Source organism: Helicobacter pylori, from assembly GCF_003638305.1.
Classification (GTDB): domain Bacteria; phylum Campylobacterota; class Campylobacteria; order Campylobacterales; family Helicobacteraceae; genus Helicobacter; species Helicobacter pylori_DJ.
Genome location: NZ_MVYP01000002.1, coordinates 42,258 through 58,909, shown reverse-complemented (window position 1 = coordinate 58,909; position 16,652 = coordinate 42,258). Strand labels below are relative to the sequence as shown.

The following is a 16,652-nucleotide window of genomic DNA, read 5'->3' as shown; positions in this document are numbered from 1 at the left end:
TTTAACCACTTGATTCCAGTTTTTTTAAAAACATATTAAGATTTAATAGCGCTTTTTTTGAGCCATCATCAGTGTCTAAAAACAGCACCACATCAGTAGTCGTATTCCAAAGATAATACCCCCCATACCCGTCATTAGCGAAGACGATTTCTTCAGGCTCTAACCATTCTTTCAAGCTTTGCATGAAATCAATCAATAAACCCTTGCCCTCTAAATTGAAATTCAAAACATGCTTGAACGTGTAGGATTCATTGCCCACCATGAAATAACGCCATTGGCTAAAACCATAGTTTGATCGTTTGATGAAGTCCTTAAACGCATCGCTCAAGCCTATTTTCAACCGCTCTTCTAACCCGTTCAACGCATTCTCATTGAGCGGCTCTACAAATTCCCAATTCAATTCTGTTTCTGTAGAAATTCTGTCCATAGTGAATATCCTTTCGTGTGTTTCACGCCTAATAATAATTCTTCTCTCACCAACGCCACATTCCCTAAAACATTCGCGTCAAAATGCCACAAATAGCCCCTAGGGATGAATCCTTTTGCGATCTGTTCCAGTTCTGTTGCATCAAAGCCCAAATCGTTGTCTTTAAGCGCGGTTTGTAAAGCCTTTAGGGCATGATGAGCGCATGCGGTTTTATTTAAATCTTCTAAAGGCGCAATGGCGCTAAAAACGCTATCAAATTCCGCCAAATGCAAATCATTGAATTTGACCTCATCAGGGTAGGGGTTTTGCTCATCTACAATAAAGCCCTCTTTACGGCTTTCTAAAAACTCCCTATACTCCAACGCTTTTTGCGTATAATCTTCATTCCGTTCTAAGATGGGATCGATTTTTTGGCTCAAATTTTCCGTAGCGCGCTCCAACTCTGTTTCTAAGTTATCAAAGGCTTCATTGATAGCGTTTGAATCGTTGGGGGATTTTTTGATTTTTTCTGTAAAACCTTCCAAAGCTTTCTTACAATTTTTAACGCAACGATTTTTGGCTAGAGTCAAGCTTTCAATATCAACATTCATCAAATCTAATTCTCGCTCTTTAGAAGTTGTGGCGCGATCCCTATGAGAAAAAGCGTTGATCTTGTCTTTCAAATCAGCGCATAGATCAGCGTATAAAGAAGCACTAAAATTTTCCCTCAAATCTTTCAAGCGCTCATCAAAAACGCTTTTTTTAGGGGTATAAGAGATAGCAGGCCGTTCAAAATCGTATTCCATTAAAACGCCTGGGGTTGGCAAGTTGTATTCGTTATCTATCGCATCGCTCGCTTGTTTCAAACGCCTAATAAATTCCTGGTGTTTATCAGTATAAAAATGCAACCTCTTTTTAATGCCCTCCCAAGCTTGATTCACAAGATCCACGCTCGCTTTGGCTTGATTCGAGTAGATTTCAAGCATTCGTTCTAATAGCTCCACATTCCTTTTGCATTTTTCTGTGTCTTCTTTCATAAATTTCAAAACAGTTTCAGCGACTGCAATGGCTGCCGCAGCAGCTATTCTAGCAGGAGGCCAAATACACGATACAATAGAAGCACCTTGCAAGACTCTTAAAGCAATTTTAGCGTCATCTTCATTGCTTTTGGCTTTTTTTAATTCTCCTATGGCTTTTTCCAATTGCATTTCAATTTTTCTGCGCTCTACTATGATTTTTCGTGCGTAACTATCAAGGTCTTTGATAAAACCAAGACACCTTTCTTCTTGCAAGGATCTTTTAAATTCCCTGCATTTATCAACAACCTTTTTGACTTCTTCTGTGTCCGTTTTCCATTCGGCCATAAACCACCCCTTAATAATCTTGCTCTAAAACCCTAATCCTCTCTTTAAGCCATGCGATTTGCTCTTGCGCGGCTTCATCAAATTCATTGAAAGTGCCTTTCAAGTTATCCACCACCTCGCTAAATCTCTCTCTTTTAGCGTCTTGCCATGATTCTAAATTATGGAAATGATTACTCAAGCTATTCACTTCCTCTCTTAGTAACTCTTTAAAGCGTTCTAAATGCCCTACAAATTCCCTGACCTCTTCGGTATCCATTTGCACTTTGCTCATCGGTTATCCTTTCTTTTAAAAATTTTCTTCATTAGAATCAGGCTTTTTATCGCCGCTGATTCTAATGCTCCCACCCCCATAGCTAGGGGGTGTTGTGGGGCGAACCTCTAGCGTTTCGCCTCTTTCTCTTTTGTATTTTTCTTGCTGGCTTTGGTGGTATGTTTTCATGCTGTCTATCACGATTGTTTTATGGTTGCTCCCTAAATCAGCGTTGGTGAGCAATTTTTTAGCGCCATTACCCAAGCTATTAGAACGCTTGTCTTCTACTTTAAGAGACAAATTCAAACCCTTAAAACTCTCCAAAGCCTCCACTAACGCTACCACAAGCTTTCTGTCCCAAATGGAATTTTTCAAATCCTTACACAAGGAAAAAACCTCGCTTGAAAACTGGTAGTCATACAAAAACAAAAGGTCTAAATTTTCTAAAAATTCCAGATTGCAACGCTCTTTAAAACTTCTCAAAAAGCTCTCTTTTAACGGCGCAAAGCCTTCAGTGATAGGGATTAGCCCCTTGTCTTTGGCGCATTTAAACACCATAATGCTTTTTTCAATCACGACAAACGCATAAGCGTTCTTAGTCATCATAGTTTTTCTACCTCGCTTTCATAGATCAATTGGTCGTCTTTAAACAGCCCCACTTTAATGCTTTGGGAATCCACGCAACACACTTTCACGTCCACTTCTTCAACCTCTTCTAGCGCTATGGAAATCATTTGCGTATCTTTAATGTCCAAAGTGTTGGTGTTGGCTAGGGCTTTGTCGCTGTAGCGTATCTCTAGCTCATCAAAGCCTCCCCATTCCTCTTTAGTTTGGAAAATCTGGTATTCATTAGGCTTTAAAGAATCCCTGTGGATTTTAGCGTGGAATTTCCCCTCTATCTCAATGCCCAAATCGTATTTAAACACAGGGTTGGAGCTTATAGAGGACCTTTCAATCCCTTTAGCCTTGTCCCTGCTTTCTAAAAGCCCAAAAGCCACCCCGGTTTTGCAAGTGGGCTTCAAATAAGCGGGCGTGTTAGAGACATCTTCTCCTGTAAGCTCTAAAATCTGTTTGTCTGAGGCTTCTGTGCCTAGTGGCTCATAAATAATGAATGTGAAATCATCTTTAGAAGTCTTTTGCTTGTAATCTTTGAGCTGCTTTTCTTTGGCGTTTTCAAACGCTTGTTTGACTAGCACCGATCGGCTCGCATTCCCTCCTAAGAAAATGTGAAACGCTTTGCATTGATCATCAATGTTTTCAGCCATCACTTTAGAAAATCCTGCAAAGAAGTTGGCAACGCCTTCATTGATCTTGTCTTTTAAGAGGTTTAAAAGCTCTTTGCAATCAACTTTAAGATCGCATTCTGTTTCTACCCCATTCCTATCCAACAGCATGGTTTTAAAATCCTTTTCAAAACCCTCTATGTTAAACTCTTCATTTTCTTCTATCGTCTCTATAATACCAGCGTCTAAATTTTCTAAAAAAGGGCGTAATGTAGAAGCGATCTCTTGCAAATTCAAACATGCTTCCCTGGAGTTTTGCATAAACGATCCAAAGCGTTGCGTATCGATCCTGTCATAGTTGGGCTTAGCGATGACAATATCTTTTGCTTTCAGCTCTTGGAAATTTTTGGCATACGCTTCAAAAGCCAATAATTCCAATAAATTTTCACCGCCTAAATATTTATCCCCTCCGCTACTAAAATGCGTCATTTTGTAAAGGAATTTGGGGTTAGCGCTTTTTTCCCATTTGCCAAAGTCAAAATCCGTCGTCCCGCCCCCAAAATCAAACACCCCATAATAAACCGGCTTGTCTAACTTCTCTGATTTAAAAACCCATAGCTTTTTAAAGCGCTAATGGCATACGCGCAAGGCTCGCTCGCTCTCAATTCCACTTTGAAAGTTTTAGCCGTTTTTTCATCGCCAAAAACATGCCGGGGTAAGGATTTCTTCAAGCCTCTTTCAAAACTCTCTCTGATTTTTTCAGCCTGATGCTTTTCATACTTGATGGGGTAGGATAAAAAGTATTTCAAAAACACGCCATTGTGCATGTTGTTGATGCAGCGGCCGATGCAGTAAGCGTAGATTTCTATGGGGTTAAAACCCGTGCAGTGAGCGAAGCTTTCTAAAGGAAAATCCTCTATGAGATCCCTAAAATTCTGTTTTTCATCCGCTCCAGCCCATTGCTTCAATTGAGAAAAAAACCGATACAAATCATTCCCTTTAACGCCTGCAGCGCTCTTTTGGGCTTCATGCGCCACTTCTATATCGTTCTTTTCTGTGAAAGGGCGGTGATCTAGCGCGTTGTATTCTGTAATAAATTTTTTTCTGTGTCTAAACTCCATGATCGTAGGGTTTTCAAACTTTGCAAGGCTTGCGTCATCTACTAGCCCGCCAATAGAGAGCAAGCGGTATGTTCCCATCTTATCCATATAGCTTGCGGTCGTGCTTTTAGTCCCAAAGTCAATAGCGACAACGCCCTTGTTTAAGTCTTTCAAGCTTGAGCGGGCATAGAAGTTCATTTCTTTGTTATTGCTGTCTAAATTATCAAACCTAAAGGTTACCCTTTCTTTAGGCAAGCTAGGCACCTCTAAATCCCAATGCCCTCCATTTAAATCAAGCAATTGGCTTTGACTATAGCTCTTAAGGCCTACCGCTATATTATCCACATTGAGCATCAATTCTTTAAATGCTTCAAAATCCACATACACATCGCTAGTAGAAACGATCTCTAAGGTTTTTTCTATTTGCTCATTAGCGATCTTTTCAGCTTGCGCTAAACTCTCTAAGAATTTTTGATTGTCATCAGAAAGATACCTTGAAGAAGTCTCATTATTGACGATCGCATGAAGCACCCGCAACGCTCGTTCAAACTTAGTTCGATCTTCTTTTGACACTTCTTCTTTGAAATGGATCGGTATTTCTTCATTGAATGCGGCTTTATTGTTTAAAGACAGATCGCACAATTTCTCTACTAAGGGGTGGCCAAGAGGCAGTCTTAAACTTTGTAAGGGTTTTACCATGATATTTCCTTTATTGTGGTTTTTGTGGTTGCAATGTGAAGAGTTGCTCGTTCAAGCCATCAACCCTCTCTTTGAGTGCCATGTTCTCTTCTTCTAATTTTCTGTTTTGGCGTTTTAAATCCTGGTTTGCGCTCGCTAAACGCCTGTTATCCAAGTCCAGTTTGCTTTTTTCTTGGTGCGATGCGATAAGCTTATCTCTTTCTATGGCTAGCGCTTTAATTTTTCCAGTCAGCTCTGTTCTTTCTGTTTTTAGCTTGGTGTTTTCGTTGGTCAGCTCGGTTTTTTCATTTTTTAAAACTTGCTGAGATTGTTCTAACGCTTCTACTTGCTTTTGTGATGCGATAAGCTGATCGTTTAGAAGTTCTTTTTCTATGACTAGCTTGTGTTTTTCTTTTTTTAGCCTTTCTTTTTCTTTTAGCCAATCGGTTTTTTCATTTTTTAAAAGATGATAAGAATTTTCTAGCTCATGTACTTGCTTTTGTAATTTGTCGTTTTTGTTGGCTAGCCTTTCTTTTTCTTTTGATAATTCGGCGTTTTCACCTTTTAAAAAATAATAAGAGTTCTCTAACTCTTCTACTTCCTTTATGAGTTCTTCAAAGTCTTCGTCTTCTGTTTCTTCGTCAAATGACATTACCAGCCTCCTCTTTGAGTTTTATATTCTCTTCTTCTAATTTTCGGTTTTGGCGTTTTAAATCCTGGTTTGCGCTCGCTAAACGCCTGTTATGCAAGTCCAGATCGCTTTTGGCTCCCATACCCTCTAAGCTCTTCAAACGCGCGATTTCTCGCTCCAGCTCGCTTTTTTCTGTGGCTATTTTTTTCTTTAGCTTGCGCTAATTGAGCGTTAGAGTTTTCTAAAGCTTGCCGTAATTGATTGTTAGTGTTTTCCAAATTTTTTTGAGCGCTTTCTAATTGTTTGAGCTTGTCGGTTAGGCGTTGGTTGTCTTTTTCTAAATTGGTGCATCGTTTTTCTAAAAACCCATGCTCACCTTGCAATTTCGCTCGCTCTTGTTTGAGGCTGCCCTGCTCTTTATTGAGTGCGATAACTTGGTGGTTGAGCTTGTCGTTTTCGGTTTTCAAATCGGCGGTTTTTTCAGTCAATACGGCGTTTCTGTTTTCTAGATCGGTATTTTTTCTGGCTAGCCTTTCTTTTTCTGTTGTCAATTCTCTTTTTTCTTCAGTCAGCCGATCTCTGGCTGCTAATAAGCGTGTGTTTTCTTTAGCTAAAATGTCTTTTTCTGTTTTCAGTTCTGCTTTTTCTTTAGTGAGCTTTTCTTTAGCTTGCCATAATTGATCGTTAGCGTTTTCTAACCCGCTGATTTTTACAGATAAGCTTTCGTTTTCTGCGAATAACTTGTCATTTCTGTTTTCTAGCTCGGCGTTTTCGTCTTCTAACTCACCGATGCGAGCTTCTAATTCTTCTCTTATTTGAGAGAAGCCAAACCATTTTTCAATAAGCCTTCCCATTTATGATCCCATATCCACGATAGTGTGATACACTTTATCATTGTGCTTATAGCCTCTTAAAACCACTCTTTGCATCTTTTGAGAAGTGTTTTGCTCTGGGTATAGCTTTTTGCATGAATGGTCATAAGCGCTTGGCTCTTTCAAACGCTCAAATTTACTATCCTTAATATATTCAAAAAGCAAATCAAACAATTCAGCTAATTTTTCGCCTTTATCGCTCCTCTTATCGCCTAATTCTTGGCTCGCTTGGTTATAAAGGCTTTCTAAATAGTATTTGCTATCGCTAAGAACAGATGCGATCAAGTCCATTGCACTGTGAGTTGTTGCTACAAAATTAAAATTCAAGCGATCTTTGACTCCCAAAAAGACTTCATAGAGTTTTTCTAATTTTTGGTATGGAGCGTGCCTTCGCTCTAGCTCGTTTAGTTTTTGGCTCGTTTGTTCGGCTTGGGTTTTTGCATTTGATAGCGCTGTATTGAGTTTTTCTTTTTCTTTAGTTAGATTATCTTTTTCTGTGGCTAATCCGGTGATCTTATTAGTCAGCTCTGTTTTTTCATTTTTTAGCTTGGTGTTTTCGTTGGTCAGATCGGCTTTTATATTTTCTAAAACTTGCTTAGAGTCTTGTAACGCTTTCACTTGCTTTTGTAATTCGGCATTCTTGTTAGTCAGCTCTGTTTTTTCTTTAGTTAGGTTATCTTTGTCTGTGGTTAGATTTTTACTTTCTCTTTCTAGCTTGTCTTTTTCTGTAGATAACCCGGTGATCTTGTTATTCAGCTCGGCGATTTTGCTAGTCAGCTCGGCTTTTTCATTTTTTAAAACTTGCTGAGATTGTTCTAACGCTTGCACTTGTTTTTGTGATGCGTTAAGCTGATTGGTTAGGTTTTCTTTATCTGCGGATAACCCGGCGATCTTGCTATTCAGCTCGGTGGTTTCAGTCGGCTTGGTGTATTTCTCTTGGAAATTGGTGAATTTTAAAGCGTCTTTTGGGTTTTCTTGGGTGTCGTTAGAAGATTTTCCAAGCGAAAAGAAAGAGCCTATAAAATGAGAGGGTTTTCTAAGGGGTTCAAAGTCTTCTAATTTAAGGTCTTCTAATTTTTTAAGGCGATCTGCAAGATCTCCAACAAGTTTTAAAAGCTCTTCATTATTGGGGGGGGGGTGGAAGCGGTGGGATTTGAAATATTTGGTTTTTCTATTTTCTCATTATTCGTATTTTCTACAATATGAGTGCCACTCATAAGAATATCTCCTTTTTTATTATATCAGTGTTAAAAAGGTTGTTATTGTAATTTGAGAAAACTTAAAATGAGCTTTATTTCCCCCCCTTTTTTCGCCCCCTCTAATAAACCCCTAGAATGTAGAATCCCAGTGGTTTAAGTTAGAAGAATAAGGGTCAAAAAAGCCCTTAGGCGTGTATTGCGCTTCTTTTTTGGTAGAAGCGTCTTTTGAAGAATGGTCTTTAGGGAGACAAGCGAAACGCTGAGCATCAAAGCTAGAGCAACCGCTCAATAACAACGCACCGAGTGTGCCGATCATAATGCCATTTTTAATTGTTTTCATTTTATATCCTTTGTTTTGTAAAATTTTTATCAATCCGTTTAATTTAAAATCGTTTCGTTCAATGGTTTTAAATTATACGGCGAGAATGATAAAATTTATTTTTAAACGAAAAGTAAATGAACTTTTTAAAAGATCAAAAATTCTCCCCATTTTAACGCTCAATTGGTAAATAATTACCACATTTGAATATATCAATTTTAATAATTAAATTCATTTAGTATAAAAACAATCAAGAAATAAAAATCATTATTAAAAAATGCCTGTTTAAAACATGTTATAATCAAGCCAAATTCTTAAATAAAAGGTAAGCTCATGCAAAAAATCATTGACGATTCATTAGAATTAGCTAAAAAACTGCAAGATAGTATCAGTAGTCATTTGAGCGAGCAAGAAAAAGCGTTCCACTCTAAAATGCAAAAGCTTTTAAATAACCCTGAAAACAAAGTCATGCTCATAGAACTTATGGATCGGAGTTTTAGATGCCTAGACAATAAAGCCCGCTTTGAAATGATTGAGCATGTTTTAGACAAATACAAAAGCCGTGAGATTTTTTCTTCGTTTGAAAAATGGCTTTTAATGGGGTTTTTAAGCTTTGGGAAAATGCTCCCTGATATGAGCGTGCCTTTCTTTGTCAATAAAATCAGAAGCGACACGAAAGCGATGGTCTTGGATCAAGAAGAGAGCCAATTAAGAGAGCGGATTTTAAAAAGAAAGAATGAAAAAATCATTTTGAACGTGAATTTTATTGGCGAGGAAGTTTTAGGCGAAGAAGAAGCTAATGCGCGCTTTGAAAAATACTCTCAAGCCCTAAAATCCAACTACATCCAATACATTTCCATTAAAATCACGACGATTTTTTCTCAAATCAATATCCTTGATTTTGAATACTCTAAAAAAGAAATTGTCAAACGATTAGACGCTCTTTACGCTCTAGCTTTAGAAGAAGAAAAAAAGCAAGGCATGCCTAAATTCATCAACTTGGATATGGAGGAATTTAGGGATTTAGAGCTAACAGTGGAGTCATTTATGGAATCCATCGCTAAATTTGATTTGAACGCCGGTATTGTGTTGCAAGCTTATATCCCTGATTCTTATGAATATTTGAAAAAACTGCATGCTTTTTCTAAAGAAAGGGTTTTAAAGGGGTTAAAGCCCATTAAAATCCGCTTTGTTAAGGGAGCGAACATGGAGAGCGAAGAGACTATCGCTTCCGTGAAAGACTGGGCGTTACCCACATTTTCTAGTAAGCAAGACACCGACTCTAATTACAATAAAATGCTGGATTTTGTTTTAGATGGCGATAATTATAAATACATTCATATCGGTGCAGCGAGCCATAATATCTTTGAAATCGCTTATGTCTATACGCGCATTCATGCCCTTAATGACCCTGTTGTGTTGGAGCATTTTAGCTTTGAAATGCTAGAGGGCATGAGCTTGCAAGCGAGCCAAGAATTAAAAGAGATGCACAAGCTCATTCTTTATGCGCCGGTGTGCGATGAAGCGCATTTCAATAATGCGATCGCTTACTTGGTGAGGAGATTAGATGAAAACACCTCAAGCGATAATTTCATGAAAGCTTTCTTCAACCTCAAAGTAGGCACGAGCGAATGGAAAGACCAGGAACAACGCTTTTTAAACAGCCTTAAAGGAATCGCCACTTTAGACAACGCCACCCACAGGACCCAAGACAGAAACGCCAAGCAAACCGGGCATACCACCTACCCAAACCACTCCTTTAAAAACGAAAGCGATACCGATTTTATCTTAAAAGCCAACCGAGAATGGGCTAAAAAAGTGCGCGAGAAAATGCATAACGCCCCTATTTTAGAGCTTTACCCAGAAATAGATGGGAGGTTTGAAGATCCTAATTTAACCCCTTTAGAAGTCTTTGATAAAATCCATCATAAAAAAATCGCCAGCGTGCATTTAGCGGATAAGGAAGCGATTTTAAAAGCCCTAGAAGTGGCTAAAAGCGATAAGAGTCATTTCAGTCAAAAAAGCTTCACAGAAATCCATGCTTTATTGAGTCAAACCGCCCAGCTTTTTAGAGAAAGGAGAGGCGATTTAGTAGGGATTTCGGCTTTAGAAGTGGGTAAGACTTTCGCTGAAACGGACGCTGAAGTGAGCGAAGCCATTGACTTTTTAGAGTTTTACCCTTACAGCTTAAGAGTGTTGCAAGAGCAAAATGAAAAAACGCAATTCACCCCCAAAGGCGTGGGCGTGGTCATCGCTCCATGGAATTTCCCTGTGGGCATTTCTGTAGGCACTATCGCTGCCCCTCTAGCCGCTGGCAATCGGGTGATTTACAAGCCCTCAAGTTTGTCTAGCGTAACGGGTTATAAGCTTTGTGAGTGCTTTTGGGATGCGGGCGTGCCAAGAGATGCACTCATTTACTTGCCCTCTAAAGGGAGCGATATTAGCGAGCATCTTTTGAAAGATGGAAGCATCCAGTTTGCCATTTTAACCGGGGGCGAAGACACCGCTTATAAAATGCTAGAAGCTAACCCCACTTTGGCCTTGAGCGCTGAAACGGGCGGTAAAAACGCCACCATTGTGAGCAAAATGGCAGACAGGGATCAGGCGATCAAGAACGTTATCCATTCAGCTTTTAGCAATTCGGGGCAAAAATGCTCCGCCACTTCGCTTTTAGTGTTGGAAAAAGAAGTCTATGAAGATGAGAATTTCAAAAAGACTTTGATAGATGCGACTCTAAGCCTTAGCGTGGGCGATCCTTTTGATTTCAAAAACAAAATCGGCACTCTAGCGGACAAGCCTAATGAAAAGGTCATCAAAGCCATAGATGAATTGAAAAGCTATGAAAATTACGAAATCCCGGCAAGCTTTGTTGATGATAACCCCTATTTGATGAAGCCAAGCATCAAATACGGCACTAAAAAAGGCGATTTCACGCACCAAACTGAGCTTTTTACGCCCATTTTATCCGTGATGAAAGCGCAAGATTTAGACGAAGCGATAGAGATAGTCAACTCTACCGGTTACGGGCTGACTAGCACGTTAGAGTCTTTGGACGAAAGGGAGTGGGAATATTATTTAGAACGCATTGAAGCCGGTAATATCTATATCAACAAACCCACCACAGGAGCGATCGTTTTGCGCCAGCCTTTTGGGGGGGTTAAAAAATCCGCTGTGGGGTTTGGGAGGAAAGTAGGTATTTTTAACTATATCACGCAATTTGTGGATATCCACCAAGAAGAAGAAGATGAACACGCCCTAAAAAACCCCTTAAGTGAAGCTTTAGAGGGCTTGACTCAAAAAGGCTATGACGAGCACACGCATGAGTTGAAGCGTGCAATTTTTATGGCGAAGAGCTACGCTTATCATTACAAGCATGAATTTAGCCAAGCTAAAGACTATGTCAAAATCAGAGGCGAAGACAACCTTTTTTCCTACACTAAAGTTAAAAGCGTGGGCTATCGCATCACCGAAAAGGACACCTTAAGCGACATGTTAGGCGTGGCTTTAGCGTGTTTAGTTTCTCAAATCCCTTTAACGCTCAGCATAGAAAACGAACGAACGAACAAGGATTTAACATTTTTCTTGGAATGCTTAAAAACGCTCCAAGCAAACGCCCCTATCGTTTATGAAAGCTTGCAAGCTTTTAGCGAGAAATTGTATGCTTTCAATCGTGTCCGTTATTTAAAAAGCGATTTGGATTTATTGCACAAGCAAGCGAGCGCTTTAGGGATGGTTTTAGCCACGGCTAAACCCTGCTTGAACGGGCGTTTTGAATTGCTGTATTACCACTTAGAGCGATCGGTTAGCATCTCATATCATCGTTACGGGAATTTAGGCTCAAGGGTTTTAAGGCAACCCACTTGCCACAAATCATGTTGTGCTGAAAAATAAATATTGTATTAAATAAGGAGATCAAAATGGGACATGTTGTTTTAAGCACCCCTATTGTTACGATGTTTATCGTTTATTCGCTACTAATGCTCTATATTGGTTTTTATTTTTATAAGCAAAATGAAACGACTGAGGATTATTTCTTAGGCGATCGCTCTATGGGGCCTGTGATTAGCGCTTTGAGCGCTGGGGCGAGTGACATGAGCGGGTGGCTTTTAATGGGGTTACCTGGAGCTTTATATGTGGGGGGGCTTATCAATTCACACATCGCCATAGGATTGAGTTTAGGGGCATTGATTAATTGGGTTTTTGTGGCCAAACGCTTACGCATTTATACGAGCGTGATCGCTAATTCCATTACCATTTCAGATTATTTTGAAACGCGCTTTAGCGATGATAAACACATCTTGCGCTTGATTTCGGCTTTTGTGATTTTAATCTTTTTTATTTTTTACATTTCTTCAGGGCTAGTGAGTGGGGCCAAACTCTTTGAAGCGACCTTTGGCATCCAATACAACTACGCTTTAAGCATTGGCACGCTGATCATTGTTTCTTACACCTTTTTAGGAGGGTATAAGGCGGTGTGCTGGACGGATTTGATTCAAGGGCTTTTGATGATGAGCGCTTTAATCGTGGTGCCGATCGTTATGACAATCCATCTTGGTGGGATTGGAGAGGGGATTAAAATCATTAGAGAAATCAAGCCTGAAAACCTTTCTTTCTTGCAAGGATCTAGCGTGGTCGCTATTATTTCAAGCCTTGCTTGGGGCTTGGGCTATTTTGGACAACCCCATATTTTAGTGCGCTTCATGTCTATCCGCTCCATTAAAGATGTGCCTAAAGCGACCACTATTGGGATTTCTTGGATGGTTATTTCTTTGATTGGGGCATGCGTTATGGGGCTTTTAGGCGTTGCGTATGTACATAAATTTGATTTAAGCTTAGAAGACCCTGAAAAGATTTTCATTGTGATGAGTCAATTGCTCTTTAACCCTTGGATCACAGGCATTTTATTGAGCGCGATTTTAGCGGCAGTGATGAGCACGGCCAGTTCGCAACTGCTTGTAAGCTCTTCTACCATTGCTGAAGATTTCTATGCGACGATTTTCAATAAAAACGCCCCCCAAAAATTAGTGATGGTTATTTCTAGGCTTTCGGTTTTAGGGGTGGCTTGCATCGCTTTTTTCATTTCAACGGATAAAAACGCTAGCATCCTCAGCATCGTGAGTTACGCATGGGCTGGCTTTGGCGCGAGTTTTGGCTCTGTGATTTTGTTCTCGCTTTTTTGGTCAAGAATGACGCGCATTGGCGCGATTGCTGGCATGCTCTCTGGGGCTAGCACGGTGATTTTATACGATAAATTTGGCAAAAGCTTTTTGGATATTTATGAAATCGTTCCGGGCTTTATTGTAGCGAGCGTAGCTATTGTGGTGTTTAGTTTGTTTTCTAGCGTGCGAGCAGGCACTAAAGAGGCTTTTGAAACCATGCTCAAAGAAATTGAGAGCTTGAGGCGTTGAGGCACTTCAAATGAGCTTGGTTTAATCCTTAATCCCCCTATGCTCTTTGATCAAACCTTAACCTATGTTTCTTTATTTTCTGGGGTTAGGGCAAAATTTGAGTGGCGATACTCTATGATGAGATAATCAATTCTAAAACCTTTAAACAAAAACTAATGAGCACTATTTTATAATCCTTTTTAAAAAATGAAAGGTTATTGTTGCTTGTTTCTTACTTTTTAAACGCCATTGACCCTTTTAATTTAGGGGTGTTGTTGAGCCGTTTTCAAATTAAAAATGGTTGTATTTATGGGGTGTGTTCTTATAGGGCTTCAAAATTTATCCCTGGCTATGAAAAAAGCAAAGCGCGAGTTTTAAACGCTCTCAATACTTTAAGTGCATATCCAATTTGGCAATCCAATCAAGAGAGCGTTACAAAAATCAAAGGAACTTTTGTTTTCATTTTAGAAAACGACTTGCATTTAGACGAAAACGCTTTTTACAAGAAACTTTTAAACCTGATTATAGACAACGACTTTTTTAACCGCTCTCATTTAATTAATTCAATGACCCCCAATCAAAAACGCTTTTTGAGCGGCTTTTTTGAAAGCAGGGGCAGCATTGATACGCAACGGAATTTTTTAACTTTAGATCACTTCTTTCATAGCCCTTTAGAGTTTAAAAAGTTCCATTATTTAATTGATCATTTCACTATTCCTAGCGAAGCACTGAATTTTAATTTTAGGGAATTACAGCCTGAATACGTGCAAGGCATTAACCAACGAAACGCTCAATTCAGGATTTATTTGGATTGGTATTTATACCATATCGGTCTGTTTAACCCCTATAAAGCGAAAATCGCTGAGCATGTTTTTAAGACCACTCTTGTTAATGATAATGGGTATTACAAATTAAGCTACCCGCCAAGAACAAAATATCATGGTAATAGCTTCATAGAACGCGCTCATTTTTATTTGAAAAACGTTTATCAACAGGATTTAGACGATAAAAGCATTGAAAAATTAAGGGAGCGGTTAGGATTTATCCAAGATAGCGAGGAATTTAGACGAGATAGCAAAATCATCAATTTTTATCGTATTTCAACGCCTAATGTTTGCAGTGCATGTTGCGGTGATTATGACATTAAAGAAAGGAGTTTTATTTCTTTGCCTTTATATCAAATCACTCAAAGATCTGATTCCTACTACACTGAAATACACCATGTGATCTCTTTAGGCAAAAACCAAGAATTAGATGTTTTAGAAAATCTCGCTAAACTCTGCCCCACTTGTCATAGGGCTTTAAAAAAAGGGGCTAGCGAAGAAGGGTTTCAAAAACGCTTGATTAGAAAGATTTTAAAACGCAATAAAGACAATTTAGAGTTCGCGCAATTGCGTTTTGAAACCGATGATTTTTTAACGCTTATTGATAAGGTTTATGAAAGCTTAAAATGAATTATAAAATTTTAGATTTATTTTGTGGGGCTGGAGGTTTTAGCGCTGGGTTAGAGCGTTTAAAGGAGTTTGACACTTTAATAGGGCTAGATTGCGATAAACAAGCCCTAATCACTTTTGAAAACAACCATAAAAACGCCATAGGCGTTTGTGGGGACATCACTCAAACCGAAATTAAAGAAAAAGTTATAGAGTTGGCTAAAAAATTAGAAATCAACATGATCATTGGCGGGCCTCCTTGTCAAGGCTTTTCTAATAAAGGGAAAAATTTAGGGCTAAAAGACCCTAGAAATTTTTTATTCTTAGAATATATAGAAATAGTCAAAGCCATAAAGCCAGAAATTTTTATCATTGAAAACGTGAAAAACTTAATCTCTTGCGCTAAAGGCTATTTTTTAGAAGAAATTAAAGAAAGGTTGAACGCTTTAGGGTATCAATTAAGCTATCAAATCCTAAACGCTAAAGATTATGGCGTGCCTCAAAACAGAGAGAGAGCTTTTATTGTAGGGGCTAGTCGTTTTAGTTTTGATTTCAATCTTTTAGAGCCTTCTCAAAACGTGAACGTTCAAGATGCCATAAGCGATTTGGCTTATCTTTGTTCTAATGAAGGGGCGTTTGAGAGCGATTATTTAAACCCTATCCAATCAAGTTATCAGGCTTTAATGCGAAAAGATAGCCCTAAATTATACAACCATCAAGCCACCAACCACTCGCAAGCCGCTTTAGAGAAATTAAAGCTCATCAATAAAGAGCAAGGCAAAGAATGCTTGCCTAAAAACTTGCATGGCAAACAGCAATTCAAAAGCACATGGGGGCGCTTAAATTGGAACAAAATCAGCCCCACCATAGACACGCGCTTTGACACCCCCAGCAATGGCACCAACTCCCACCCCGAATTGCACCGCTCTATCACACCCAGAGAAGCCGCCAGGATACAAAGTTTTAGCGATAATTATATCTTCTATGGCAATAAAACGAGCGTTTGCAAGCAAATCGGTAACGCTGTGCCTCCTCTTCTAGCCCTAGCCTTAGGCAAAGCGATCTTAAAAAGCGCAAGAAATGATACAAATCCATCACGCTAACGCCTTTGAAATCATCAAGGATTTCCACCAGCAAAATTTAAAAGTGGATGCGATCATCACAGACCCTCCTTACAACATTTCGGTTAAAAACAATTTTTCCACCCTAAAGAGCGCTAAAAGGCAAGGCATAGATTTTGGGGAATGGGATAAAAATTTCAAGCTTTTAGAATGGATCACGCGCTACGCCCCCTTAGTCAATCCAAACGGCTGCATGGTGATTTTTTGCTCTTACAGGTTTATAAGCTATATCGCTGATTTTTTAGAAGAAAACGGCTTTGTGGTCAAAGACTTTATCCAATGGGTTAAAAATAATCCCATGCCAAGAAACATCCACCGGCGCTATGTCCAAGACACAGAATTTGCCTTATGGGCGGTTAAAAAGAAAGCCAAATGGGTGTTTAATAAACCTGAAAATGAAAAATATTTACGGCCTTTGATCTTAAAAAGCCCTGTGGTGAGCGGGCTTGAAAGAGTGAAACACCCCACGCAAAAAAGCCTAGCTTTAATGGAAAAAATCGTTTCCATCCACACAAACCCTAATGACATCGTGCTAGATCCTTTCATGGGGAGCGGCACCACCGGCTTAGCATGCAAGCGTTTGAAACGAAAATTTATCGGTATAGAATCAGAAAAAGAATATTTTCAAACCGCGCAAAAGCGTTTGAGCTAGCTTTTAAAAACGCTATT

General features: G+C 39.2%; 13 protein-coding genes and 2 pseudogenes. 6 read left to right on the top strand and 9 right to left on the bottom strand.

What is annotated here, in order from left to right; genetic code table 11:
- Position 1: 1 nt before the first annotated feature.
- The 8 genes and pseudogenes from EAL04_RS01235 to EAL04_RS01200 form a co-directional block, all read right to left on the bottom strand.
- Positions 2–427, bottom strand: a complete 426-nt coding sequence (locus tag EAL04_RS01235; protein WP_120972725.1) for an SMI1/KNR4 family protein — start codon at positions 425–427, stop codon at positions 2–4.
- On the bottom strand, positions 397–1,770 hold the full coding sequence (locus EAL04_RS01230) for an HNH endonuclease (RefSeq protein WP_120972723.1): 1,374 nt from the start codon (positions 1,768–1,770) through the stop codon (positions 397–399). Before EAL04_RS01230 ends, EAL04_RS01235 begins: the two co-directional genes overlap by 31 nt.
- 10 nt (positions 1,771–1,780) lie before the next feature.
- Positions 1,781–2,041: a type VII secretion protein gene (locus tag EAL04_RS01225; RefSeq protein WP_108583499.1), complete on the bottom strand. Its 261-nt coding sequence runs from the start codon at positions 2,039–2,041 to the stop codon at positions 1,781–1,783.
- A gap of 15 nt (positions 2,042–2,056) precedes the next feature.
- The gene (locus EAL04_RS01220; protein ID WP_120972721.1) at positions 2,057–2,626 is read right to left on the bottom strand and encodes a hypothetical protein; all 570 of its coding nucleotides are present in this window, start codon (positions 2,624–2,626) and stop codon (positions 2,057–2,059) included.
- Positions 2,623–5,042 (bottom strand): annotated as a pseudogene (locus EAL04_RS01215) (hypothetical protein). The gene EAL04_RS01220 and the pseudogene EAL04_RS01215 overlap by 4 nt, the downstream one beginning before the upstream one ends.
- A 10-nt stretch (positions 5,043–5,052) precedes the next feature.
- Positions 5,053–5,415 (bottom strand): hypothetical protein, encoded by a 363-nt coding sequence (locus EAL04_RS08275; protein ID WP_423750106.1) that lies wholly within the window; start codon positions 5,413–5,415, stop codon positions 5,053–5,055.
- 247 nt (positions 5,416–5,662) lie between these two features.
- Positions 5,663–6,506, bottom strand: a pseudogene (locus EAL04_RS01205) (coiled-coil domain-containing protein).
- On the bottom strand, positions 6,507–7,352 hold the full coding sequence (locus tag EAL04_RS01200) for a hypothetical protein (protein ID WP_240454642.1): 846 nt from the start codon (positions 7,350–7,352) through the stop codon (positions 6,507–6,509).
- 25 nt (positions 7,353–7,377) lie between these two features.
- Between EAL04_RS01200 and EAL04_RS08045 the strand changes: the two genes are divergently transcribed.
- Positions 7,378–7,551 carry a hypothetical protein gene (locus tag EAL04_RS08045; protein ID WP_240454640.1) on the top strand — a complete coding sequence of 58 codons (174 nt, stop codon included), beginning with the start codon at positions 7,378–7,380 and terminating at the stop codon, positions 7,549–7,551.
- Between the two features lie 302 nt (positions 7,552–7,853).
- Here the strand turns inward: EAL04_RS08045 and EAL04_RS01195 are convergent, their stop codons facing one another.
- The gene (locus EAL04_RS01195) at positions 7,854–8,063 is read right to left on the bottom strand and encodes a hypothetical protein (RefSeq protein WP_000848999.1); all 210 of its coding nucleotides are present in this window, start codon (positions 8,061–8,063) and stop codon (positions 7,854–7,856) included.
- Positions 8,064–8,375: 312 nt separating this feature from the next.
- Here EAL04_RS01195 and EAL04_RS01185 point away from each other — a divergent pair, with 312 nt between their 5' ends.
- From EAL04_RS01185 to EAL04_RS01165, 5 genes are all read left to right on the top strand, one after another.
- Positions 8,376–11,933, top strand: coding sequence for a bifunctional proline dehydrogenase/L-glutamate gamma-semialdehyde dehydrogenase (locus tag EAL04_RS01185; RefSeq protein ID WP_120972713.1), 3,558 nt, complete (start codon positions 8,376–8,378; stop codon positions 11,931–11,933).
- Positions 11,934–11,959: 26 nt separating this feature from the next.
- A complete protein-coding gene (gene putP, locus EAL04_RS01180; RefSeq protein WP_120972711.1) occupies positions 11,960–13,450 on the top strand; it encodes a sodium/proline symporter PutP in 1,491 nt (496 codons plus the stop codon).
- 200 nt (positions 13,451–13,650) lie between these two features.
- On the top strand, positions 13,651–14,883 hold the full coding sequence (locus tag EAL04_RS01175) for an HNH endonuclease (protein ID WP_120972709.1): 1,233 nt from the start codon (positions 13,651–13,653) through the stop codon (positions 14,881–14,883).
- On the top strand, positions 14,880–15,965 hold the full coding sequence (locus tag EAL04_RS01170; protein WP_120972707.1) for a DNA cytosine methyltransferase: 1,086 nt from the start codon (positions 14,880–14,882) through the stop codon (positions 15,963–15,965). The genes EAL04_RS01175 and EAL04_RS01170 overlap by 4 nt, the downstream gene beginning before the upstream one ends.
- Complete coding sequence (locus EAL04_RS01165; RefSeq protein ID WP_120972705.1) at positions 15,943–16,635, top strand: DNA-methyltransferase; 693 nt, start codon at positions 15,943–15,945, stop codon at positions 16,633–16,635. The genes EAL04_RS01170 and EAL04_RS01165 overlap by 23 nt, the downstream gene beginning before the upstream one ends.
- Positions 16,636–16,652 lie beyond the last annotated feature (17 nt).